The sequence below is a fragment of the Streptomyces rhizoryzae genome (assembly GCF_023155275.1).
Classification (GTDB): domain Bacteria; phylum Actinomycetota; class Actinomycetes; order Streptomycetales; family Streptomycetaceae; genus Streptomyces; species Streptomyces rhizoryzae.
Window position 1 is genome coordinate 204,177 of sequence record NZ_JALMUV010000002.1, and the last position, 21,597, is coordinate 225,773.

A 21,597-nucleotide genomic window follows, 5' to 3' on the forward strand; every position below is an offset into this window, starting at 1 on the left:
GTAGCCGCGGACGGGGCGGCCGGCCGGTGCGTTGTGCCGTGGGCGGATTGCGCGGGGGGCGTAACTCCCGTCCGGCGGCGGCCCGGTGGCGCACCCGCCGCCCCGCAAGCCACCGCCCCGGAACCCGTCTCGCCGGTGCCGCGTCCCATCCCCGACCGACCCGAGGAGGCATGTCATGCAGCACCCCGCCAACCGCTCCCGTCCGCGCACCCGGGTGACCGCCGGGGCCCTCGCCCTCACCGCGGCCGCGGCCGCCGTGCTCTCCGGCTGCGGCAAGAAGACCGAGACGGTGGGCACCGCCCCGCCCCCGCGTGCCCGGGACGCCTTCGAGCAGCGGGCCGCGCAGATCGTGCGGGACTGGCCGAAGGTGGCCCCGGTGCCCGGCCGGCACGACGCGCTGCTGCCGCTGGCCGGCGCCGACCGGCCGGGCGGCGCGGACGCCCGGGAGCTGACCGTGACCGTCGGCCACAGTGCCTGCGACGTCGGCTACGGCGCCCGCAGCCAGGAGTCGAAGGACCTGGTCGTGGTCACCGGCTGGGGCCGGAAGAAGAGCACCAAGGGCATGTGCACCGAGCAGCTGGCCACCGACAAGGTGAAGGTCCGCCTCAAGGCCCCGCTGGCCGGCCGCAAGGTGGTCGACGCGGCCACCGGCAAGCAGCTCCTGAAGAGCTGACCGGAGCCGACCGGCCCCGACGGCAGGCGCGGGCCCGGCGGCAGGGCCTAGGCTCGCCGTATGAGCCCTTCCATCGCCACCACCACCCGCGTCGACCTCTCCGAGCTGCTGGAGTTCGTCCGCCCCCGGCACCGCGCGATCCTGCTCACCCGCCGTTCCGACGGCACCCCGCAGGGCTCGCCGCTGACCTGCGGGGTGGACGACTCCGGGCGGCTGGTGATGGCGACGTATCCGGAGCGCGCCAAGGTCCGCAACGTCCGCCGGGTGGCGTCGGTCAGCGTCCTGGTGCTGTCCGACGAGTGGACCGGCCCGTGGGTGCAGATCGACGGCGAGGCCGAGGTGGTCGACGCCCCGGACTCCATCGAGCCGCTGGTCGAGTACTACCGCAACATCGCCGGTGAGCACCCGGACTGGGACGAGTACCGCGCGGCCATGCGCAAGCAGGGCAAGTCGCTGATCCGGGTGACGCCGCGCCGCTGGGGCCCGATCGCGACCGGTGGTTTCCCGGCCCGCCTGGTCGACGGCCGCAGCTCCTGATCCCGGCCGCCGGCGTGCCCGGCGGCCGGGTGGTCAACGGGTGGTCACCGCACCGCCGTTGACGTTCAGCACCTGCCCGGTGATGTGCCGGGCCGCCGGGGACGCCAGGAAGGCGACCGCGCCGGTGATGTCGTCGACGTGGCCGGGGCGGCCGGTGGCGGTGGCCGCGATCAGCTGCTCCCGGCGGCTGTCGGCGAGCTTGTCGCGGAAGAACTCGGTGCCGGCGATGTAGCCGGGCGAGACCACGTTCGCGGTGATGCCGCGGGGGCCCAGGGTCCGGGCCAGCTCGACGTTCCAGGAGGCCAGGCCGGCCTTGGCCGCGCCGTAGGAGCCGGAGCCCTGGTCGGCGGCGATGGACCCGAGGTGGATCACCGCGCCGCCGGCCGCCAGCCGGTCCGCCAGCGCCCGGGTGGTCAGCGCGGCGCCGAGGAGGTTGGCGTCGAGGTTGGCGCGGAAGTCCCGGGCGAACGAGGCCAGGTCGGTGGCGCCGTCGGTGTCGAAGTCGGTCTGCCCGCCGGCGTTGTTGACCAGTACGTCGAGCCGGTCGGGCAGGGCGGTGGCGAGCCGCAGCAGCGCCGCGGGGTCGGTGTGGTCGCAGACCTCGGCCGTCACCCCGCCGAGCGCGGCGGCCGCCTCCCGCAGCGGGCCGGGGCGCCGGCCGGTGATGACGACGCGGTCGCCGGCGCCCGCGAAGTGCGCGGCGAGGGCGCGGCCGATGCCGGTGCCGCCGCCGGTGACCAGGATGGTGCGTGCCATAAACTGAACTCCGTCCATGGTTTTTAGGTCTAAATATCAATCCCGCAGCCCTGCGTTCAGGGCTAAATTTAGACCTGAACATAACACTCGCAGGAGGTGCGGTGGCAAGGGAACCGGAACCCGGAGCGCCAGCGGAGCCGACGGGCGCGGCGGCGGACGCCGCCTACCCGGTCGAGGAGATCGCCGCCGCCTGGCAGCGCGAGCGCCCCGGCACCCCGGTCTCCTCCATCGGGATCGTCACCCCCATCTGGCGGCTGGCGAAACTGCTGGGCGACGACCGGCGCCGGGTGCTGAACGGCGCCGGGGTGGACGTGGCCACCCTGGACCTGCTGAGCGTGCTGCGCCGCGGCGGCCCGCCGTACACGCTCTCCACCCGGGAGCTGAGCCGGCGGTCGCTGCTCACCGCCGGGGCGATCTCCCAGCGGGTGGCCCGCGCCGAACGCGAGGGCCTGGTCGCCCGCCGCCCCGGCGGTGGCCGCCCGCGCACCGTCCTGGTGGAGCTGACCCCGGCCGGCCACGACCTCGTCGAGTCCACCGTGGACCAGGTCCTCGGCCGGGAGGCGGAGTTGATCCAGGCGCTCACCCCCGGCCAGCAGGAGCAGTTGGCCGGGCTGCTGCGGATCCTGCTCCAGGACGTCCAGCGGCGGCTGGGCGACGACCGGATCAGCCAGGTCGGCGAGGAGTGATGTCGGTCCGGTCGGGGGCCGGGGGCGCCGCCGGCGCGGGCGCCAGCACCTCGGCCGGCAGGCCCAGTTCGCGCTGGAAGGCGGCCCGGCCGGCCTCGGTGACGGCGAGGATCCGGCCGGCCGGCGCCTTGATGATCCAGCGCTGCTCCAGCGCGTGCCGGTACAGCGCGGCGCCGACCGCCCCGGAGAGGTGCCGGCGGCGGGAGGTCCAGTCCAGGCAGGTGCGGACGTGCGCCCGGTGCGCCGGTGAGTGGCCGCCGTGCGGGATGCCCAGCGCGGCCAGCCATGCGGCGCCCGCGCCGGTCAGCTCCACGCCGTTCTCCCGCACCAGCAGGCCGCGTTCGGTCATCGCCTCGGCGAGGGCCACGCCGAGCGCCCCGGCGATGTGGTCGTAGCAGGTGCGGGCGTGGTGCAGGGCCCGGCGGTGGTTGGCCTCGGCCAGCGAGCGGATCCGCACCCGGCGGTAGGGGGCGAGGCCGGCGAGGTTCTCCAGGGTCTCGGCGGTGTCCGGTCCGGCCAGCCGGAGGTGGCGCCGGCGGCCCCGCCGCTCCTCGGCCAGCAGCCCGCCGGCGACCAGGAGGTTGAGGTGCTCGGTGGCGGTGGAGGGCGCCACCCCGGCGTACTCGGCCAGTTCGCCGGCGGTCCAGGTGCCGCCGTCGAGCAGGGCGATGCAGATGGCGGCACGGGTACGGTCCGCGAGCAGCGCCGCGAGGGCGGCCAGATCGGGGGTTTCGGCGGTGCTTTCGTGATCGGCGTCCCATCGAATCATGTGCAGAGCGTAATCACATATTACACTTCGGTGAGCGCCGAATCGTCCGGCTTCTATCCTCGGGGCATGAAATCCGCGCTGGAGAAGAGCAGTTCGGTCGTGCCGGCGCTGCTGTCCACGGAGAACGACGACGGGACGTTCGTGCTGGTCGCGCTGCGGATCCGGTGGGACCTCGGCCCTGTGGTGAGCGTCTGGGTGCCGGCCCGCGGCCGCACCGCGCGCAACCTCGCGGTACGCCCCGATGTTGTCTTCAACCTGCCGCCCCAGGGGGCGTCCGAGGACGGCCCGGCCGGCGGCGCGGAGGCCGCGGAGCCCTGGACGGAGCCGTCCGAGCTGGTCCGGCCGCCGCGGCTGGCGCACTGCCCGGTGACGCTGGAGGCCCGCCGGGTCGGCGACCGCACCCTGACCGACGGCGCCTGGACCCAGGTCGAGGCGCAGGTGCTGCGGGTGCACGCCGACCCGCGCCGGGTGCTGCCGCTGGGCGACGGCACCCTCGGCGTCTCGGGCTGGTGCGCGCCGGTGCACGACTTCCGGCCGCCGGCCGCTCCCCCGCCGCGGGCCGCCCCCGCGCCCGCGCGGGAACTGGCCCGCCGGCTGGGCCGGCGGTTCCCCACCCAGCGGGAGGGCTGAGGGGGCCGGTCCGGGCGGCGGGCCCGGAACGCAGCGCGGCGCCTGCCCTCCGGTCGGGGGAGGGGACAGGCGCCGCGGTACGGGACCCGGGTTGCTCACCCGGTCCCCGTGCCTCCGTACGACGTTGTACGGGACATCTCGGGACGGACGCTCACACCGCCAGGGCGCGGTCCGTCGGCCTGATCGGGGCCGGCAGGGCGCTGGCTCCGGTGAGGTAGCGGTCCACGCCGCGGGCGGCCGAGCGGCCCTCGGCGATGGCCCACACGATGAGCGACTGGCCGCGGCCGGCGTCGCCGGCGACGAAGACGCCGGGGACGTTGGTGGCGAAGTCCGCGTCGCGGGCGATGTTGCCGCGCGCGTCCAGCTCCAGGCCGAACTGCTCGACCAGGCCGTTCTCCTGGTCGGTGCCGGTGAAGCCCATGGCGAGGGTGACCAGCTGGGCCGGGATCCTCCGCTCGGTGCCGGGCTTCTGCTCCAGCTTGCCGTCCTTGAACTCCACCTCGATCAGGTGCAGCCACTGGACGTTGCCGTCCTCGTCGCCCTCGAAGTGGGTGGTGGACACGGAGTAGATCCGCTCGCCGCCCTCCTCGTGCGCGGAGGTGACCTTGTAGAGCATCGGGAAGGTCGGCCAGGGCTGGCCGGCGTTCCGCTCCTCGCCCGGCCTGGGCATGATCTCCAGCTGGGTGACCGAGGCGGCGCCCTGGCGGTGCGCGGTGCCGACGCAGTCCGCGCCGGTGTCGCCGCCGCCGATGACGACCACGTGCTTGCCCTCGGCGGTGATCGGGGAGACCGTCAGGTCGCCCTCCTGCACCTTGTTGGCCAGCGGCAGGTACTCCATGGCGAAGTGGATGCCGTTCAGCTCGCGGCCGGGTACCGGCAGGTCGCGGGAGGTGGTCGCGCCGGCCGCGATGACCACCGCGTCGTAGCGGCGGCGCAGCTTGGCCGCGTCGATGTCCCGGCCGATCTCGGTCTCGGTGCGGAACTTGGTGCCCTCCGCGCGCATCTGCTCGATGCGGCGGTTGATGTGCCGCTTCTCCATCTTGAACTCGGGGATGCCGTAGCGGAGCAGGCCGCCGATGCGGTCGGCGCGCTCGTACACCGCGACGGTGTGGCCGGCCCGGGTCAGCTGCTGGGCGGCGGCCAGCCCGGCCGGGCCGGAGCCGATGACGGCGACGGTCTTGCCGGAGAGCCGCTCGGGCGGCTGCGGGGTGACGTCGCCGCTGTCCCACGCCTTGTCGATGATGGAGACCTCGACGTTCTTGATGGTGACCGGCTGCTGGTTGATGCCCAGCACACAGGCCGCCTCGCACGGCGCGGGGCACAGCCGGCCGGTGAACTCCGGGAAGTTGTTGGTGGCGTGCAGCCGCTCGCTGGCCGCCTTCCAGTCCTCCCGGTAGGCGTAGTCGTTCCACTCGGGGATGAGGTTCCCCAGCGGACAGCCGTTGTGGCAGAACGGGATGCCGCAGTCCATGCAGCGCGACGCCTGCTTGGTGATGATCGGCAGCAGCGAGCCGGGCTGGTAGACCTCGTTCCAGTCCTTGACGCGCTCCGCGACGGGGCGGGTCGTGGCGACCTCGCGCTCGTGGTTCAGGAAGCCCTTGGGGTCAGCCATGGGTCGCCGCCTCCATCATCTTCTCGTGGGTCTCGGACTCGGAGAGTCCGGCCAGCTCGGCGGCCTCCTTGGCGGCGAGCACTGCCTGGTACGTGGGCGGGATGACCTTGGAAAAGCGCGCGGCCGCGGCATCCCAGTCGGCGAGGAGCTTCCCGGCCACGGTGGAGCCGGTCTCCTCCTGGTGGCGGCGCACCACGTCGTGCAGCCACTGCTTGTCGGTGTCGTCCAGCGGGTGGACCGCGCCGGCGAGTTCCTTGTTGACGTTGGCCGGGTCGAGGTCGATGACGTAGGCGAAGCCGCCGGACATGCCGGCCGCGAAGTTGCGCCCGGTCTCGCCCAGGACGACCGCGTTGCCGCCGGTCATGTACTCGCAGCCGTGGTCGCCGACGCCCTCGGAGACCACCGTGGCACCGGAGTTGCGGACGCAGAACCGCTCGCCGACCCGGCCGCGCAGGAACAGCTCGCCGCCGGTGGCGCCGTAGGCGAGGGTGTTGCCGGCGATGGTGGAGTACTCGGCGAGGTGGTCGGCGCCGCGGTCCGGGCGGACGATGATCCGGCCGCCGGACAGGCCCTTGCCGACGTAGTCGTTGGCGTCGCCCTCCAGGCGGAGGGTGATGCCGCGGGGCAGGAACGCGCCGAACGACTGGCCGGCCGACCCGGTGAAGGTGAGGTCGATGGTGTCGTCGGGCAGCCCGGCGCCGCCGAACTTCTTCGTCACCTCGTGGCCGAGCATGGTGCCGACGGTCCGGTTGATGTTGCGGATCGGGACCTGGGCGCGGACCGGCTGGGCGGCCTCGGCGGTGTCCGCGGCCAGTGCGTCCGCGGCGAGCTTGATCAGCTCGTTGTCCAGGGCCTTCGCCAGGCCGTGGTCCTGCTCGGTGATCCGGTGGCGGACCGCGCCCTCGGACAGCTCCGGGACGTGCAGCAGCGGGGCGAGGTCCAGGCCCTGGGCCTTCCAGTGGTTGACCGCGCGGGAGACGTTGAGGACCTCGGCGTGGCCGATGGCCTCGTCCAGGGTGCGGAAGCCCAGCTCGGCGAGGAGCTCGCGGACCTCCTCGGCGATGAACTCGAAGAAGTTGACGACGAATTCGGCCTTGCCGCTGAACCGCTCGCGCAGCACCGGGTTCTGGGTGGCGATGCCGACCGGGCAGGTGTCCAGGTGGCAGACGCGCATCATCACGCAGCCGGAGACGACCAGCGGCGCGGTCGCGAAACCGAACTCCTCGGCGCCCAGCAGGGCGGCGATGACCACGTCGCGGCCGGTCTTGAGCTGGCCGTCGGTCTGGACGACGATGCGGTCGCGCAGGCCGTTGAGCAGCAGGGTCTGCTGGGTCTCGGCCAGACCCAGCTCCCAGGGGCCGCCCGCGTGCTTCAGCGAGGTCAGCGGGGACGCGCCGGTGCCGCCGTCGTGGCCGGAGATCAGGACGACGTCCGCGTGCGCCTTGGAGACACCGGCCGCGACCGTGCCGACGCCGACCTCGGAGACCAGCTTCACGTGGATCCGCGCCTGCGGATTCGCGTTCTTCAGGTCGTGGATCAGCTGGGCCAGGTCCTCGATGGAGTAGATGTCGTGGTGCGGCGGCGGGGAGATCAGGCCCACACCCGGCGTCGAGTGGCGGGTCCTGGCGACCCACGGGTAGACCTTGTGGCCGGGCAGCTGGCCGCCCTCGCCGGGCTTGGCGCCCTGGGCCATCTTGATCTGGATGTCGTCGGCGTTGACCAGGTACTCCGAGGTGACGCCGAAGCGGCCGGAGGCGACCTGCTTGATGCTGGACCGGCGCGCCGGGTCGTAGAGCCGCTCGGGGTCCTCGCCGCCCTCACCGGTGTTGGACTTGCCGCCCAGCTGGTTCATGGCGATGGCGAGGGTCTCGTGCGCCTCCTTGGAGATGGAGCCGTACGACATCGCGCCGGTGGAGAACCGCTTGACGATCTCGGCGGCCGGCTCGACCTCGTCCAGGGGGATCGACGGGCGGTCGGAGGCGAAGGAGAACAGGCCGCGCAGCGTCATCAGCCGCTCGGACTGCTCGTTCACCCGCTCGGTGTACTGCTTGAAGATGTCGTAGCGGCGGGCGCGGGTGGAGTGCTGGAGCCGGAAGACGGTCTCCGGGTCGAACAGGTGCGGCTCGCCCTCGCGGCGCCACTGGTACTCGCCGCCGATCTCCAGCGCGCGGTGGGTGGCGGCGATGCCGGAGGCCGGGTACGCCTTGGCGTGCCGCGCCGCGACCTCCCGGGCGATGACGTCCAGGCCCGCGCCGCCGATCTTGGTGGCGGTGCCGTGGAAGTACTTGGCCACGAACTCCTCGTCCAGGCCGACGGCCTCGAAGACCTGGGCGCCCCGGTAGGAGGCGACGGTGGAGATGCCCATCTTGGACATCACCTTCAGCACGCCCTTGCCGAGCGCCTTGATGAGGTTCTTGAGGGCGGTGTCGGTGTCCGTGCCGGGCAGGAACGTACCGGCCCGGACCAGGTCCTCGACGGACTCCATCGCCAGGTAGGGGTTGACCGCGGCGGCGCCGTAGCCGATGAGCAGCGCGACGTGGTGCACCTCGCGGACGTCGCCGGCCTCGACCAGCAGCCCGACCTGGGTGCGGGTCTTGGTGGCGATGAGGTGGTGGTGGACGGCGGCGGTCAGCAGCAGCGAGGGGATCGGCGCGTGCTCGGCGTCCGAGTGGCGGTCGGAGAGCACGATCAGCCGGGCGCCGTCGGCGATGGCGGCGTCGGCCTCGGCGCAGATCTCCTCGATCCGGGCGGCCAGGGCGGCGCCGCCGCCGGAGACCCGGTAGAGGCCGGAGAGGGTGACGGCCTTCATGCCGGGCATGTCGCCGTCGGCGTTGATGTGCACGAGCTTGGCCAGCTCGTCGTTGTCGATGACCGGGAACGGCAGGGTCACGCTGCGGCAGGAGCTCGCGGTGGGCGCGAGGAGGTTGCCCTGCGGGCCGAGGGAGGAGATCAGGGAGGTGACCAGCTCCTCCCGGATGGCGTCCAGCGGCGGGTTGGTGACCTGCGCGAACAGCTGGGTGAAGTAGTCGAAGAGCAGCCGGGGGCGCTCGGAGAGCGCGGCGATCGGGGAGTCCGTGCCCATCGAGCCGATCGGCTCGGCGCCGGTCTTGGCCATCGGGGCGAGGATGACCCGCAGCTCCTCCTCGGTGTAGCCGAAGGTCTGCTGGCGGCGGGTGACCGAGGCGTGGGTGTGCACGATGTGCTCGCGCTCGGGCAGGTCGGCGAGGTCGATCAGGCCGGCGTCCAGCCACTCCTGGTAGGGGTGCTCGGCGGCCAGGCGGGCCTTGATCTCGTCGTCCTCGATGATGCGGTGCTCGGCGGTGTCCACGAGGAACATCCGGCCGGGCTGGAGGCGGCCCTTGCGGACGACCCGGGCCGGGTCGATGTCCAGGACGCCGACCTCGGAGGAGAGCACGACCAGGCCGTCGTCGGTGACCCAGTAGCGCCCCGGGCGCAGACCGTTGCGGTCCAGCACCGCGCCGACCTGGGTGCCGTCGGTGAAGGTGACGCAGGCCGGGCCGTCCCAGGGCTCCATCATCGTGGAGTGGTACTGGTAGAAGGCGCGCCGGGCCGGGTCCATGGCGGTGGCGTTCTCCCACGCCTCGGGGACCATCATCAGCACCGCGTGCGGCAGCGACCGCCCGCCGAGGTGGAGCAGCTCCAGCACCTCGTCGAAGGAGGCGGAGTCGGAGGCGTCCGGCGTGCAGACCGGGAACAGCCGCTCCAGGTCCTCGCTGCCGAACAGCGAGCTGGCCAGCTGGGACTCCCGGGCCCGCATCCAGTTGCGGTTGCCCTTGACGGTGTTGATCTCGCCGTTGTGCGCCACGAAGCGGTACGGGTGGGCCAGCGGCCAGCTCGGGAAGGTGTTGGTGGAGAACCGCGAGTGGACCAGGGCGATGGCGGTGGCGAACCGGCGGTCGGACAGGTCCGGGAAGAAGGGCTCCAGCTGCCCGGTGGTCAGCATGCCCTTGTAGACGAGGGTCCGGGCGGACAGCGAGGGGAAGTAGACCCCGGCCTCCCGCTCGGCGCGCTTGCGCAGCGCGAACGCCTTGCGGTCCAGGGCCAGCCCGGTGTGCTCACCGTCCGCGACGAACAGCTGGGAGAAGGCCGGCATGGTGGCGCGGGCGCCGTTGCCGAGCAGCTGCGGGGCGACCGGGACGACCCGCCAGCCCAGGACGGTCAGGCCCTCCTCGCCGGCGATCGTCTCGATCCGTGAGACGGCGTCGGCCGCTTCGTGGGCGTCGGACGGAAGGAAGGCGATGCCGACGGCGTAGGCGCCGGCCTCGGGGAGCTCGAAGGTGACGTTCTCGCGCAGGAACGCGTCCGGGACCTGGAGCAGGATGCCCGCGCCGTCGCCCGAGTCGGGCTCGGAGCCGGTGGCGCCGCGGTGCTCCAGGTTCGTCAGCACGGTCAGGGCCTGTTCGACCAGGGCGTGGCTGGCCTCACCGGTGAGGGTGGCCACGAAGCCGACACCGCAGGCGTCGTGCTCGTTACGGGGGTCGTACATCCCCTGCTGGGCGGGGCGGCCGTCCATGGGCGACCAGGCGGCGTCGGCGCTGCTGGTGGTCGCGGAGTGCGTGGACGCGTGGCGCATCGGCTCTCCCAACGTCGTCGTGGCATAAGCATTGCCGAGGGACGACGTTGGCCCTCCGCGAAATTTCGTGCAGGTTACAGGATGGCCCGATTCTCGGAAAGCGGAAGAAGCCTTCCAACATACGGACACCGCACCGGCGGTGAGACGGAATCTCTGGGAACACGGACGGAAACGGGCCGCCCTCTGCGGCGGCGTTCGGCGAGCGACATTGCCCGCGACGCCAGGGCCTTATGCCCGGTCGTCAACAAACCGAAACCGCTGGGTAATGCGGCCATGATGCGGTCACCCGCAGGGGACGTCAACCCACCGCCGTCCCGAACAGCGCGCCGAGACCGTAGGTGACGGCCGCCGCGGCGCCGCCCAGCGCCAGCTGGCGCAGTCCGCTGAACCACCACGAACGGGCCGTCACGCGGGCCACGACGGCACCGCAGGCGAAGAGCCCGAGCAGCGCCAGCAGCACCGCGGGCCAGAGGGCGCTGGCACCCAACAGATAAGGAAGGACAGGCAGAAGGGCGCCGAGCGCAAAGGATCCGAAGGACGACACCGCGGCGACGGTGGGAGAAGGAAGGTCCGACGGGTCGATGCCCAATTCCTCGCGGGCGTGGATCTCCAGCGCCTGCTCGGGGTCGCGGGAGAGCTGTTCGGCGACCTGCCGGGCCAGCTCGGGATCCACCCCGCGGGACTCGTAGAGGGCCGCCAGCTCGTCCTGCTCGTCCTTCGGGTGCGAGCGCAGCTGAGCCCGTTCGACGTCCAGCTCCGCGACCACCAGCTCACGCTGCGAAGCCACCGAGGTGTACTCGCCCGCGGCCATCGAGAACGCACCGGCCGCCAGCCCCGCCAGCCCGGTGATCACCAGCGTGTGCTGCGAGACGGCACCGCCGGCCACACCGGTCATCAGGGCGAGGTTGGACACCAGGCCGTCCATCGCACCGAAGACGGCGGGGCGCAGCCAGCCGCCGTTCACATCGCGGTGGGTGTGGTTGTCGCGGTGCGCCACGTGCGTCGGCGCGGCGGCGTCCATGATCTCCAGGACGGACATATCGGGACCTGCTCCCTGCTCAGCGAGGTGTGGGCCGATCGCGGCACTTCCCCCTCCAACGCCTCGAAGTTATGCGCGAATTACCCTCCTCCGCTAGCAAGGAAGGCCGTACTTACCGCTCTGACCTGCAGTTTTACCGAAAGAGCCGCCTTGTGATCCGGCTCACAAGGCCCGTTTCCGGGTGCCGGGCCACTGCCCGGGGAGTCGACCGGGTGACCGTGGTGCCCCGGGGGAGCAGAGCCGGCCCGCGGCGGGGGACCCATACCGGGTCGCCCCGCTACGGAAGGAGCCCGCGATGACCGGCACCGCCACCACGCCCGCCGCCCCGCCCCCGGACCCGGCCGCACCCCCCGGTCCCCCGCACCGCCCGGCCGCCGGCGCCCCCGCGCCGGCCGCCCCGCCGGCCGGGACCGCGCCGCTGGCGGACCGGGCGGCCGGCACGCTGGTCGGGGCCGCGGTCGGTGACGCGCTGGGCGGCCCGGCCGAGGGCCTGACCCCGGAGCGGATCACCGCCCGCTACGGCGGCCGCATCGAGGGCCTCGTCGGCCCGTACCGCGAGGCGGGGCGCACCGCCCGGCCCGGCCCGCCGCACCGCGCGGGCGACGGCCGGATCACCGACGTCACCCTGATGACCCACGCCCTGGTCCGCGTCTACGCGGCGGTCCGCGACCACCTCGACGCCTACGACATCGCCGACCGCCTGGTGCCCGACCTGCGGGACACCCCGCGCTGGATCCCCGAACTCCAGGCCGAAGCGCTGCTGTCGGCGCGGCTCTCGCTCACCGAGCAGTGGATCGTGGCGCGGCTGCACCACGGCCACGCCGACCCGCGCGAGGCGGGCGTCGGCAACACCGTCACCTGCGGGGCGGCGATGTACATGGCACCGGTCGGCATCGTCAACGCCGGCGACCCGGACCGGGCCTACGCCGAGGCACTGGACCTCGCCGGCGCCCATCAGTGCTCCTACGGGCGCGAGGCCGCCGGGGTGTTCGCCGCCGCGGTGGCCGCCGCGTTCCTGCCGGACGCCACCCCGGCCTCGGTCACCGGGCACGCGCTGCGGCTGGCCAAGGACGGCACCCGGGCGGCGATCGAGGCGGTCCGCGACGTCGCCGCGCCGCACACCGCCTACGAGTCCGCGCTGGTCCCGCTGCGGGCGGCGGTCGCCCCGTTCGACACCGTCGGCCCGGATTTCCGCGAGCCGTCCCTGGGCGCCCGCCGCCCCTCCCGGCTGCACGCCGTCGAGGAGCTGCCGATCGCGCTCGGCATGCTGCTGGTGGCCGGCGGCGACTACCGGGCGAGCGTGCTCGGTGCGGTCAACTACGGGCGGGCCTGCGCCTCGACGGCCTCGATGGCCGGTGCGCTGGCCGGCGCGCTGAACGGGGCGGCGGCGGTGCCCGCCGAGTGGAGCGCCGAGGTGGCCCGGGCCAGCCGGCTCGACCTGCACGCCCCGGCGGCCGAACTCGCCGCCGTCGCCCGCGAGGTCTTCGCCCGCGACCGGGCCCGCCGGCTGCGCCACGAGCAGGCGTTCGCCGCCCTCACGGCGTGCACCGCGATGACCGAGGCCAGCGGGCGGTGACCGCCCGGCGGCGGACCCGGCCGCACCGGCGGGCGGGGCGCACGGGGCGGATACGGCGGAGCGCCGGGCGGTCCCGCACGCAGCGGATCCGCCCGGCGCTCCGGTCGGCGGGTGGCCGTCGCGGCCTTCAGGACGCGGCGCCGCCCGCACTCTTCGCGGCGGCCCCGGACTTCCCCTCGGGGCCGTCCTCCCCCGCGTCCGCGGGCTTCCCGGCGCCCCCGGCCCCCTCGGAATCCTTCGCGGCCCCGGGGTCCGCCGCCTCCTTGCCGTCCTGCGCGGCCTTGCCGTCCGCCGCGTCCCCGGCGGTGTGCTCCGCGGCCCGCGCGCCGTCACCGGCGCCCTCGGCGCCCTCGGCGAGCTGCCACTGCGGTTCCACGATCTCCTCGCGGCCCGGGGCCTTCTTTGCGGACACGATCATGTAGACCACGGCCAGGACGAAGACGATCATCGCGGTCCATACGTTCAGCCGCAGCCCCAGGATGTGGTGCGCCTCGTCGACCCGCATGTACTCGATCCAGGCGCGGCCCGCGCAGTACGCGGCGACGTAGAGCGCGAAGACCCGCCCGTGGCCCAGCTTGAAGCGCTTGTCCGCCCAGATCACCAGCGCCGCGACGCCCAGGCACCACAGGCACTCGTAGAGGAACGTCGGGTGGTAGGTGCCGCCGATCCGGCCGATCGCCGGGTCCGGGTTGATCTTCAGCGCCCACGGGACGTCCGTCGGCTTGCCGTAGAGCTCCTGGTTGAACCAGTTGCCCCAGCGGCCGATCGCCTGCCCCAGGGCCAGGCCCGGCGCCAGCGCGTCGGCATAGGCGGGCATCGGGATACCGCGGCGGCGGCAGCCGATCCAGGCACCGAGCGCACCCAGCGCGACCGCGCCCCAGATGCCCAGGCCGCCCTGCCACACCTTGAAGGCGTCGAGCGGGTGGCCGTTCTCGCCGAAGTACGGCTCGTACGTCGTGATGACGTGGTAGAGGCGGCCGCCGACCAGGCCGAAGGGCACCGCCCACACGGCGATGTCGGCGACGGTGCCGGAGCGGCCGCCGCGCTGCACCCAGCGCTTGTTGCCGAGCCAGACGCCGACGAATACGCCGATGATGATGCAGAACGCGTAGCCGCGCAGCGGGATCGGGCCGAGATGGACGACACCGGTCGGCGGGCTGGGAATGAATGCGAGGTCCATGGCAGGACCGACGCTACCGCGCCGGGCAGGGTGGACGGCAACCCGCCCGGCAACGGCTGCGTAACGACCCCGCCCGGGTGGCGGCCCGTACCGCCGCCGGACGGGTCAGCGCGTGCCGGACGGCTTCGCCCGGTCGGCGTCCTCGACCATCTTCTTCAGGTCGGCGGGGGTGAGCTGGCCGCCCTTGACCTGGGCGAGGTCCTTGCCGTTGAGCAGGACGGTCGGGGTGCCGCGGAACCCGCCGGCGGCGAAGGCGGCGTTGGACTTGCGGACGAAGCCGTCGTACCGGCCGGACCGCACGCACGCGGTGAAGGCGTCCGTGACCAGACCGGGGACCTTGCCGGCCAGCTGGATCAGGTACGCCTTGTCGGCGAAGCGGTCCTGCTGCTCGGGCGGCTGGTGCGCGTAGAGGACGTCGTGGTACTCGCGGAACTTCCCGGCGTCCTGGGCGCACAGGGCGGCGTTGGCGGCGTTCAGCGAACCGGAGCCGCCGGTATTGCCGTCGATCAGGGTGGCGAGGTGGTACTCGGCCTTGAGCCGGCCGGAGTCCTGGAGTTCGTGGATCACCGGGCGGAAGCCGGTCTCGAACTGCTGGCAGGCCGGGCAGCGGAAGTCCTCCCAGACGGTGAGGGTGGACCGGGCGCCGGGCGAGCCCACCGGGACGGCGGGCTTGTCGCCGTCGCTGGCCTGCTTGGGGAGGGCGAACGCGTGGTCGGCGGTGCTGCCGGAGCCGCCGCCGGAGGACACCCAGACGGCGATACCGCCGGCCACCGCCAGGGCCGCCACCACGGCCCCGCCGACCACGGCCTGGCGGACCCGCCGGGACCGCGTCCTCTCCTTGGCGCGCTGGGCCTGTAGCCGCTCGCGGGCGCTGCTCTTTCCGTCACGGTTCTGGCCGTCATGGTTCTTCTGGTTCACGCCCGTGGACAACGAAGCGGAGGGGCGCGGCCGCACCCCTCCGCTGTGAGGTTCGCTCTATCGGGCGATGCCTGCGGGCCGATCGCCGGCCGCGCCGCTCCGGCGCACGCCCTCGCCCAGCTGGCCGGCGAGGGTGCGGACCGCGGCGAGTCCGGCGTCGGTGTCGTCCGCCGCCAGCAGGCACTTGACGAACGCCGAGCCGACGATCACGCCGTCGGCGAAGCGAGCGACCTCGGCGGCCTGCACGGCGTTGGAGACGCCCAGGCCGACGCAGACCGGGAGGTCGGTGGTGGCGCGGGTGCGGGCCACCAGGTCCTCCGCCTCCCGGCCGACCGACTCACGGGTGCCGGTGACGCCCATCAGGGAGGCGGCGTAGACGAAGCCGCTGCCGACCGCGGTGATCTTGGCCAGCCGCTCGTCCCGGCTGCTCGGCGCGACCACGAAGACGGTGGCCAGGCCGTGCTGCGCGGCGGCCTTCCGCCACACCTCGGACTCCTCGACCGGGAGGTCCGGCAGGATGCAGCCGGCGCCGCCCGCCTCGGCGAGGTCGGCGGCGAACCGCTCGGTGCCGTAGCGGTCGACCGGGTTCCAGTACGTCATGCAGAGCACCGGCGCGCCGGTGGCGGCGTGCACCTCGCGGACCGTGCGGAGCACGTCGGTGATCTTGATGCCGGCGCGCAGCGCGATGTCGTCGGCGGTCTGGATGACCGGGCCGTCCAGCACCGGGTCGCTGTGCGGCAGCCCGACCTCGACGATGTCGCAGCCGCCGTCCAGCATCTCGGTCATGGCCCGGATGCCGCCCTCGACGGTGGGGAAGCCGGCCGGGAGGTAGCCGACCAGCGCCGCCCGGTCCTCGGCCTTGGCCTGCGCCAGGACGGACCTCAGCAGTTCGATGTTGCCCGCCATCACTTGTCCCCCTCGCCGTTGTGGTCGGCACCGTCGTAGAGCCCGAAGTAGCGGGCGGCGGTGTCCATGTCCTTGTCACCGCGTCCGGAGAGGTTCACCAGCAGCAGGCCCTCGGGGCCCAGCTCCCGGCCGACCTCCAGGGCGCCGGCCAGCGCGTGCGCGCTCTCGATGGCCGGGATGATGCCCTCGGTGCGGGAGAGCAGGCGCAGCGCCTGCATCGCCGCGTCGTCGGTCACCGCACGGTACTCGGCGCGGGCGGAGTCCTTGAGGTAGGCGTGCTCGGGGCCGATGCCCGGGTAGTCCAGACCGGCCGAGATCGAGTACGGCTCGGTGATCTGGCCGTCCTCGTCCTGGAGGACGTAGGAGCGGGAGCCGTGCAGGATGCCGGGGGTGCCCTCGGTGAGGGTGGCGGCGTGCTCACCGGTCTCCACGCCGTGGCCGCCCGGCTCGCAGCCGATCAGGCGGACGCCGGTGTCGGGCAGGAAGGCGTGGAACAGGCCGATGGCGTTGGAGCCGCCGCCGACGCAGGCCAGTGCGGCGTCCGGGAGGCGCCCGGCGCGCTCCAGGATCTGCCGGCGGGCCTCCACACCGATGACCCGGTGGAAGTCGCGGACCAGGGTGGGGAAGGGGTGCGGGCCGGCGACCGTGCCGAAGAGGTAGTGGGTGCGGTCGACGTTGGCGACCCAGTCGCGGAACGCCTCGTTGATGGCGTCCTTGAGGGTGCGGCTGCCGGACGTCACGGCGATGACCTCGGCGCCGAGCATCCGCATCCGGGCGACGTTCAGGGCCTGCCGCCGGGTGTCGACCTCGCCCATGTAGATGGTGCAGTCCAGGCCGAAGAGGGCGCAGGCGGTGGCGGTGGCGACGCCGTGCTGGCCGGCGCCGGTCTCGGCGATGACCCGGGTCTTGCCCATCCGCTTGGTGAGCAGGGCCTGCCCCAGCACGTTGTTGATCTTGTGGGAGCCGGTGTGGTTGAGGTCCTCGCGCTTGAGGAAGATCCGGGCGCCGCCGGCGTGCTCGGCGAACCGCGGCACCTCGGTGAGGGCGCTGGGCCGCCCGGTGTAGTTGACCATGAGGTCGTCCAGCTCGGCGGCGAACGCCGGGTCGGCCTTGGCCTTCTCGTACTCGGCGGCGACCTCGTCCACCGCGGCGACCAGCGCCTCGGGGATGAACTTGCCGCCGAAGGCGCCGAAGTACCCCTCGGCGCTGGGGACGGATCCGTCCGGATCCGGAAGGAAGAAACGGGAACTGCCTGCGGACATCTGAGCACTCCTCGTCCGGGGCGGGGCCCCGGAGGTCCGGTGTGGTCGGGAAAGGGTGGCGTCGCGGCGGCCGCGCGCGGGGAGCGCACGCCGCCGGCAGGGGGCCGTACGCGTCAGCGCGCGGACCCCGGGCGCCATCGCCGCCCGTTGATCTGTCCCGGTTCGGAGCCGATGTGGTACCGGACCCGGCGTCCCCGGACCCGCCGGGCGGGGGCCCGGCAGCCGCGGTGCCACGAGGGCAGCGCGGAGACGCTGGCCTCGGGGCGGCGGGGAACGGCGGTCATCCGGGGTGCCCTGTCCTTCGGCGGCCGGTCAGTCCCGGCCGTGCCGGATCGCCGGGTGGGAGCCGGCCGCGACCAGGTCGGCGACCGCGGTCCTGGGATCCTTGCCGGTGACCAGGGACTCGCCCACCAGGACGGCGTCGGCGCCCTCGTTGGCGTAGGCGATCAGGTCGTGCGGGCCGCGGACGCCGGACTCGGCGACCTTGACGATGTGATCGGGGATCTCGGGGGCGACCCGGGCGAAGGTGTCCCGGTCGACCTTGAGGGTCTTGAGGTTGCGGGCGTTGATCCCGATGATCCGGGCGCCGGCGTCGACCGCGCGGGCGACCTCTTCCTCGTCGTGCGCCTCGACCAGCGGCGTCAGGCCGATCGACTCGGCCCGCTCGATCAGCGAGACCAGGGCCTCCTGCTCCAGCGCGGCGACGATCAGCAGCGCGAGGTCGGCGCCGTACGCGCGGGCCTCCCACAGCTGGTAGGCGGTGACGATGAAGTCCTTGCGGAGCACCGGGATGTCGACCCGGGCGCGGACCGCCTCCAGGTCGGCCAGCGAACCGCCGAACCGGCGCTGCTCGGTCAGTACGGAGATCACCGCGGCGCCGCCCGCCTCGTAGTCGGCGGCCAGGCCCGCCGGGTCGGCGATCGCGGCCAGCGCGCCCTTGGAGGGGCTGGAGCGCTTGACCTCGCAGATCACCCGGACCCCCTCGCCCTTCAGGGCGGCGGCACCGTCCTTGGCCGGGCGCGCGGCGCGGGCCCGCTCCTTGAGCTCGTCGAGGCTGACGCGCGCCTGCCGCTCTGCGAGGTCGGCGCGGACTCCGTCGATGATCTCATCGAGCACGCTCACGCGAGCGGCCTCCTATCTGAACGGTGGAGGTGGACAGCGGCCCGTGGGACGCAACCACTGTCCCGGCCGGTTCTTCGATGGTATCCGTCGGCGGGGGCAGGTCCCGCATCCGGTGGACCGCGGTCCCACACCCTGGACACCGGCGGGCGGCGCGGGGCGGGCGGGGAGTGCCGCCGCCCGCGCCGGGACGGGGCCCTGGTCACGGGCGGAGCCAGGCGCCGGCGGGGAGGTTGCGCCAGACGGTGAAGGCCAGCAGCGCGGCGCCCAGCGCCCACCAGTGGACCGGCCGCGGGCGGGGGCCGGCGGTGGGCAGGCCGCGGGCCGCCCGGACCAGCCAGACCAGCAGGAAGACGGCGAACGCGGCGTAGCCGGCCACCGCCGGGGCGTTGGCGCCGAGTGCGGTGAGCAGGTCGCCGTGCGCGACGGCGTGCGCGCTGCGCAGTCCGCCGCAGGCCGGGCAGAGCACACCGGTGAGGCGGAACAGCGGGCAGACCGGGTAGTGGCCCGGTTCCCCGGGATCGACCGCGCCGACCACGGCGAAGGCGGCGGCCGCCGCCGCGAGGGTCCCGGCCGGGGCGGCCAGGCGGCGCAGCGGGCCGCGCCGCCGGGGGCGCCCGGGGCACGGGCGGACCGCAAGATCGTTCACGCTGCCGATGCTGCTACCGGCAGCGGAACGGCGCAGCTTCTCGGCGGCCGTACGGGGCGCGGGCCCTGGGGGCCCGGACCGTGCGGCGGCCGGGAAGCCGCGCCGTCAAGGAGTCTCCTGCGGGCGGGGGTCAGCTCTCCTGGGGCCGGGCGGCGGCCGCGGCGGGCTTGGCCGAGCGGCGGGGCTCCTGGCCGAGGCCGGCCGCGCGCATCACGCCACCCACCACGGCGCCGGCGAGGATCAGCGCGATGCCCGCCCAGAACCCGGCCACGCTGCCCAGCACGATGAAGGCGCCGCTGACACAGAACCCGATGAACGCGATGATGACGCCGGTCCAGGCGGCGGGGGTGTGTCCGTGGCCACTGCTCGACATGGAGTGCTCCTCGTTGCTCTGCCGCGCCGGGGTCGGGGCGCGGGAATGTCGTCGTCCATTGTCACCGATGCCGGGCGGAAGCCTTTTACCGGGTGGGGTCCTCACCGCGGTCCAGGGACTTCCAGATCTCCTCGGGGCGTTCCAGGTCCGGCGCCGCCGGGGCGCGCCGCGGGCCCCGCCCGCCGCCGGGGGTGCGCTCGTACCGGCCCGACATCGCGGGCCAGGCGCGGCCGTACACCAGGGCCAGCACACCGGCCAGGAGCAGCAGCAGGCCGCCCGCGACGGCCACCCAGGGCCAGACGGTGTGCGTGACGTGGTGCACACCGGCGTCGGACAGGCCGACCGCGTCGGCGGCCTTCTCGCGCAGCGCGGAGGTGTCGGAGTAGCCGAGCGCGGCGGCGGCCGCGATGCCCAGGCCGCTGAGCGCGAGGAGTCCGGCGACCACGACGCGGCCGGTCCGGCGCACCGCGAAGACGGCGACCAGGGCGGCCAGTCCCACCACCGCCAGCGCACCGGGCACGCCGGTCACGTCGGTACCGGTGACGGTGCGCGGCAGCTCGCCCTGGGCCAGCACCGCGGTGCCCCTGGCCCAGGTGCGGCCCGACGCCAGCAGCGCCAGGCCCGCGCCGGCGGCGCCCAGCAGCAGGGCCAGGGCCAGCGAGCGCCTGGCGCCGCGCGCGGGCCGGTCCGCGGCCGGCGCGGGCTCGGTGTCGGTACGGGTCGGGTCTGCGGCAGTCACGCACACCACTATCGCCTACCGGCCCCCGCGGCCCGTCGCGCGGGGGTCGCCGAGGTCATCTCCCCAGGTGGTTGGCGGTGTGCACGGCACGCAGGACGGCCGCGGCCTTGTTGCGGCACTCGGTGTCCTCGGCGTCCGGGTCGGAGTCCGCGACGATGCCGGCGCCGGCCTGGACGTAGGCGGTGCCGTCCCGCAGCAGGGCGGTGCGGATGGCGATGGCGGTGTCGGAGTCGCCGGCGAAGTCCAGGTAGCCGACGCAACCGCCGTACAGGCCGCGCCGGGTCGGCTCCAGCTCCTCGATGATCTGCATGGCGCGCGGCTTGGGGGCGCCGGAGAGGGTGCCGGCCGGGAAGCAGGCGGTGAGCACGTCGAAGGCGGTGCGGCCCGGGGCGACCGTGCCGGTGACCGTGGAGACGATGTGCATGACGTGGCTGTAGCGCTCGACGGACATGAAGTCGACGACCTCGACGCTGCCCGGTTCGCAGACCCGGCCGAGGTCGTTGCGGCCGAGGTCGACCAGCATCAGGTGCTCGGCGCGCTCCTTGGGGTCGGCGAGCAGTTCCTCGGCGAGCGCCTGGTCCTCCTGGACGCTCGCGCCGCGCGGGCGGGTGCCGGCGATCGGGTGCACCATGGCCCGGCCGCCCTCGACCTTGACCAGCGCCTCGGGGCTGGAGCCGACCACGTCGAAGGGCGTGTCCTCCGGGCCGCCGGCCGCGAAGCGGAAGAGGTACATGTACGGGCTGGGGTTGGTGGCCCGCAGCACCCGGTAGACGTCCAACGCACTTGCCGTGCAGGGGGTTTCGAACCGCTGGGAGGGCACCACCTGGAACGCCTCGCCGGCCCGGATGCGCTCCTTGACGTCCCCGACCGCGGCCTTGAACGCCTCGGCGCCCCACGTGCCGGTGTACGGCGGCACGGCGGACGGCGGGAGCGCGGCGGCGCTCGGCGGGGCGGGGCGGGCCAGGTCCTCGGCCATCGCGTCCAGGCGGGCCACCGCGTCGGCGTACGCCTCGTCGACGCCGGTGGCCAGGTCGTTGTGGTTGATCGCGTTGGCGATCAGCAGGACCGTGCCGTTCCAGTGGTCCAGGACGGCGAGGTCGGAGGTCAGGAGCATGGTCAGCTCGGGCAGCCCGAGGTCGTCCTCGGTGTGCGCGCCGATCTTCTCCAGGCGGCGGACGATGTCGTAGCCGAGGTAGCCGACCATGCCGCCGGTGAACGGGGGCAGCCCCTCGCCCTCGATGAGGTCGCGCGGGGTGTGCAGGGTCTCCACGGTGGCGCGCAGGGCGGCCAGCGGGTCGCCGCCGGTGGGCACGCCGACCGGCGGGGTGCCGAGCCAGTGGGCCTGCCCGTCGCGGACGGTGAGCGTCGCGGCGCTGCGCCCGCCCCCCCCCCCCCCCCCCCCCCCCCCCCCCCCCCCCCCCCCCCCCCCCCCCCCCCCCCCCCCCCAGCTTGCGGTAGAGGCCGACCGGGGTGTCGCCGTCCGCCAGGAGGCGCCGGGTGACGGGGATGACCCGCCGGTCCTTGGCGAGCGTGCGGAAGGTGTCGAGGTCCGGCGTGGCGGTGCCGGTGGTTCCCGTGG

The 21,597-nt window shown here is 74.1% G+C and carries 19 protein-coding genes and 1 pseudogene; 5 read left to right on the forward strand and 15 right to left on the reverse strand.

Going from position 1 to position 21,597, the window contains the following annotated elements; translation table 11 throughout:
• Positions 1-175 precede the first annotated feature (175 nt).
• On the forward strand, positions 176-673 hold the full coding sequence (locus MUU72_RS02740) for a hypothetical protein (protein ID WP_248011454.1): 498 nt from the start codon (positions 176-178) through the stop codon (positions 671-673).
• Positions 674-733: 60 nt separating this feature from the next.
• Entirely contained in the window at positions 734-1,210 is a 477-nt protein-coding gene (locus MUU72_RS02745) for a PPOX class F420-dependent oxidoreductase (RefSeq protein WP_248011455.1), read from the forward strand.
• 33 nt (positions 1,211-1,243) lie between these two features.
• Here the strand turns inward: MUU72_RS02745 and MUU72_RS02750 are convergent, their stop codons facing one another.
• On the reverse strand, positions 1,244-1,966 hold the full coding sequence (locus MUU72_RS02750; protein ID WP_248011456.1) for an SDR family NAD(P)-dependent oxidoreductase: 723 nt from the start codon (positions 1,964-1,966) through the stop codon (positions 1,244-1,246).
• A gap of 101 nt (positions 1,967-2,067) precedes the next feature.
• Between MUU72_RS02750 and MUU72_RS02755 the strand changes: the two genes are divergently transcribed.
• Positions 2,068-2,652 (forward strand): MarR family winged helix-turn-helix transcriptional regulator, encoded by a 585-nt coding sequence (locus tag MUU72_RS02755; protein ID WP_372502952.1) that lies wholly within the window; start codon positions 2,068-2,070, stop codon positions 2,650-2,652.
• On the opposite strand, the gene MUU72_RS02760 is transcribed toward MUU72_RS02755, so the two are convergent.
• A complete protein-coding gene (locus MUU72_RS02760; protein WP_248011457.1) occupies positions 2,630-3,421 on the reverse strand; it encodes a winged helix-turn-helix domain-containing protein in 792 nt (263 codons plus the stop codon). The genes MUU72_RS02755 and MUU72_RS02760 overlap by 23 nt on opposite strands.
• A gap of 66 nt (positions 3,422-3,487) precedes the next feature.
• On the opposite strand from MUU72_RS02760, the gene MUU72_RS02765 reads away from it, so the two are divergent.
• A complete protein-coding gene (locus tag MUU72_RS02765) occupies positions 3,488-4,051 on the forward strand; it encodes a flavin reductase family protein (RefSeq protein ID WP_248011458.1) in 564 nt (187 codons plus the stop codon).
• 151 nt (positions 4,052-4,202) lie between these two features.
• Here the strand turns inward: MUU72_RS02765 and MUU72_RS02770 are convergent, their stop codons facing one another.
• The 3 genes from MUU72_RS02770 to MUU72_RS02780 all read right to left on the reverse strand — a co-directional run bounded on the left by MUU72_RS02770 (position 4,203) and on the right by MUU72_RS02780 (position 11,296).
• Positions 4,203-5,663 (reverse strand): glutamate synthase subunit beta, encoded by a 1,461-nt coding sequence (locus MUU72_RS02770; RefSeq protein ID WP_248011459.1) that lies wholly within the window; start codon positions 5,661-5,663, stop codon positions 4,203-4,205.
• Positions 5,656-10,257, reverse strand: a complete 4,602-nt coding sequence (gene gltB, locus MUU72_RS02775) for a glutamate synthase large subunit (protein ID WP_248011460.1) — start codon at positions 10,255-10,257, stop codon at positions 5,656-5,658. The genes MUU72_RS02770 and gltB overlap by 8 nt, the downstream gene beginning before the upstream one ends.
• A gap of 298 nt (positions 10,258-10,555) precedes the next feature.
• Positions 10,556-11,296 carry a VIT1/CCC1 transporter family protein gene (locus MUU72_RS02780; protein ID WP_372502954.1) on the reverse strand — a complete coding sequence of 247 codons (741 nt, stop codon included), beginning with the start codon at positions 11,294-11,296 and terminating at the stop codon, positions 10,556-10,558.
• A gap of 295 nt (positions 11,297-11,591) precedes the next feature.
• Here MUU72_RS02780 and MUU72_RS02785 point away from each other — a divergent pair, with 295 nt between their 5' ends.
• Positions 11,592-12,872 (forward strand): ADP-ribosylglycohydrolase family protein, encoded by a 1,281-nt coding sequence (locus MUU72_RS02785; RefSeq protein WP_248011461.1) that lies wholly within the window; start codon positions 11,592-11,594, stop codon positions 12,870-12,872.
• Between the two features lie 127 nt (positions 12,873-12,999).
• On the opposite strand, the gene lgt is transcribed toward MUU72_RS02785, so the two are convergent.
• The 10 genes and pseudogenes from lgt to MUU72_RS02830 all read right to left on the reverse strand — a co-directional run.
• Positions 13,000-14,052, reverse strand: a complete 1,053-nt coding sequence (gene lgt, locus MUU72_RS02790) for a prolipoprotein diacylglyceryl transferase (RefSeq protein WP_248011462.1) — start codon at positions 14,050-14,052, stop codon at positions 13,000-13,002.
• Positions 14,053-14,157: 105 nt separating this feature from the next.
• Positions 14,158-14,970, reverse strand: a complete 813-nt coding sequence (locus tag MUU72_RS02795) for a DsbA family protein (protein WP_248011463.1) — start codon at positions 14,968-14,970, stop codon at positions 14,158-14,160.
• Positions 14,971-15,027: 57 nt separating this feature from the next.
• On the reverse strand, positions 15,028-15,876 hold the full coding sequence (gene trpA, locus MUU72_RS02800; RefSeq protein WP_248011464.1) for a tryptophan synthase subunit alpha: 849 nt from the start codon (positions 15,874-15,876) through the stop codon (positions 15,028-15,030).
• Complete coding sequence (gene trpB, locus MUU72_RS02805; protein ID WP_248011465.1) at positions 15,876-17,138, reverse strand: tryptophan synthase subunit beta; 1,263 nt, start codon at positions 17,136-17,138, stop codon at positions 15,876-15,878. The genes trpA and trpB overlap by 1 nt, the downstream gene beginning before the upstream one ends.
• A 113-nt stretch (positions 17,139-17,251) precedes the next feature.
• Positions 17,252-17,422, reverse strand: a complete 171-nt coding sequence (gene trpM / locus MUU72_RS35825) for a tryptophan biosynthesis modulator TrpM (protein WP_372502955.1) — start codon at positions 17,420-17,422, stop codon at positions 17,252-17,254.
• Between the two features lie 28 nt (positions 17,423-17,450).
• On the reverse strand, positions 17,451-18,260 hold the full coding sequence (gene trpC / locus MUU72_RS02810) for an indole-3-glycerol phosphate synthase TrpC (RefSeq protein WP_248011466.1): 810 nt from the start codon (positions 18,258-18,260) through the stop codon (positions 17,451-17,453).
• Positions 18,261-18,459: 199 nt separating this feature from the next.
• Positions 18,460-18,915, reverse strand: coding sequence for a DUF2752 domain-containing protein (locus MUU72_RS02815; RefSeq protein ID WP_372502961.1), 456 nt, complete (start codon positions 18,913-18,915; stop codon positions 18,460-18,462).
• A gap of 121 nt (positions 18,916-19,036) precedes the next feature.
• Entirely contained in the window at positions 19,037-19,279 is a 243-nt protein-coding gene (locus MUU72_RS02820; RefSeq protein WP_248011468.1) for an HGxxPAAW family protein, read from the reverse strand.
• 85 nt (positions 19,280-19,364) lie between these two features.
• The gene (locus MUU72_RS02825; RefSeq protein ID WP_248011469.1) at positions 19,365-20,018 is read right to left on the reverse strand and encodes a TIGR02234 family membrane protein; all 654 of its coding nucleotides are present in this window, start codon (positions 20,016-20,018) and stop codon (positions 19,365-19,367) included.
• 55 nt (positions 20,019-20,073) lie between these two features.
• Positions 20,074-21,568: pseudogene (locus MUU72_RS02830) on the reverse strand (anthranilate synthase component I); the annotation flags it as partial.
• Between the last annotated feature and the right edge of the window lie 29 nt (positions 21,569-21,597).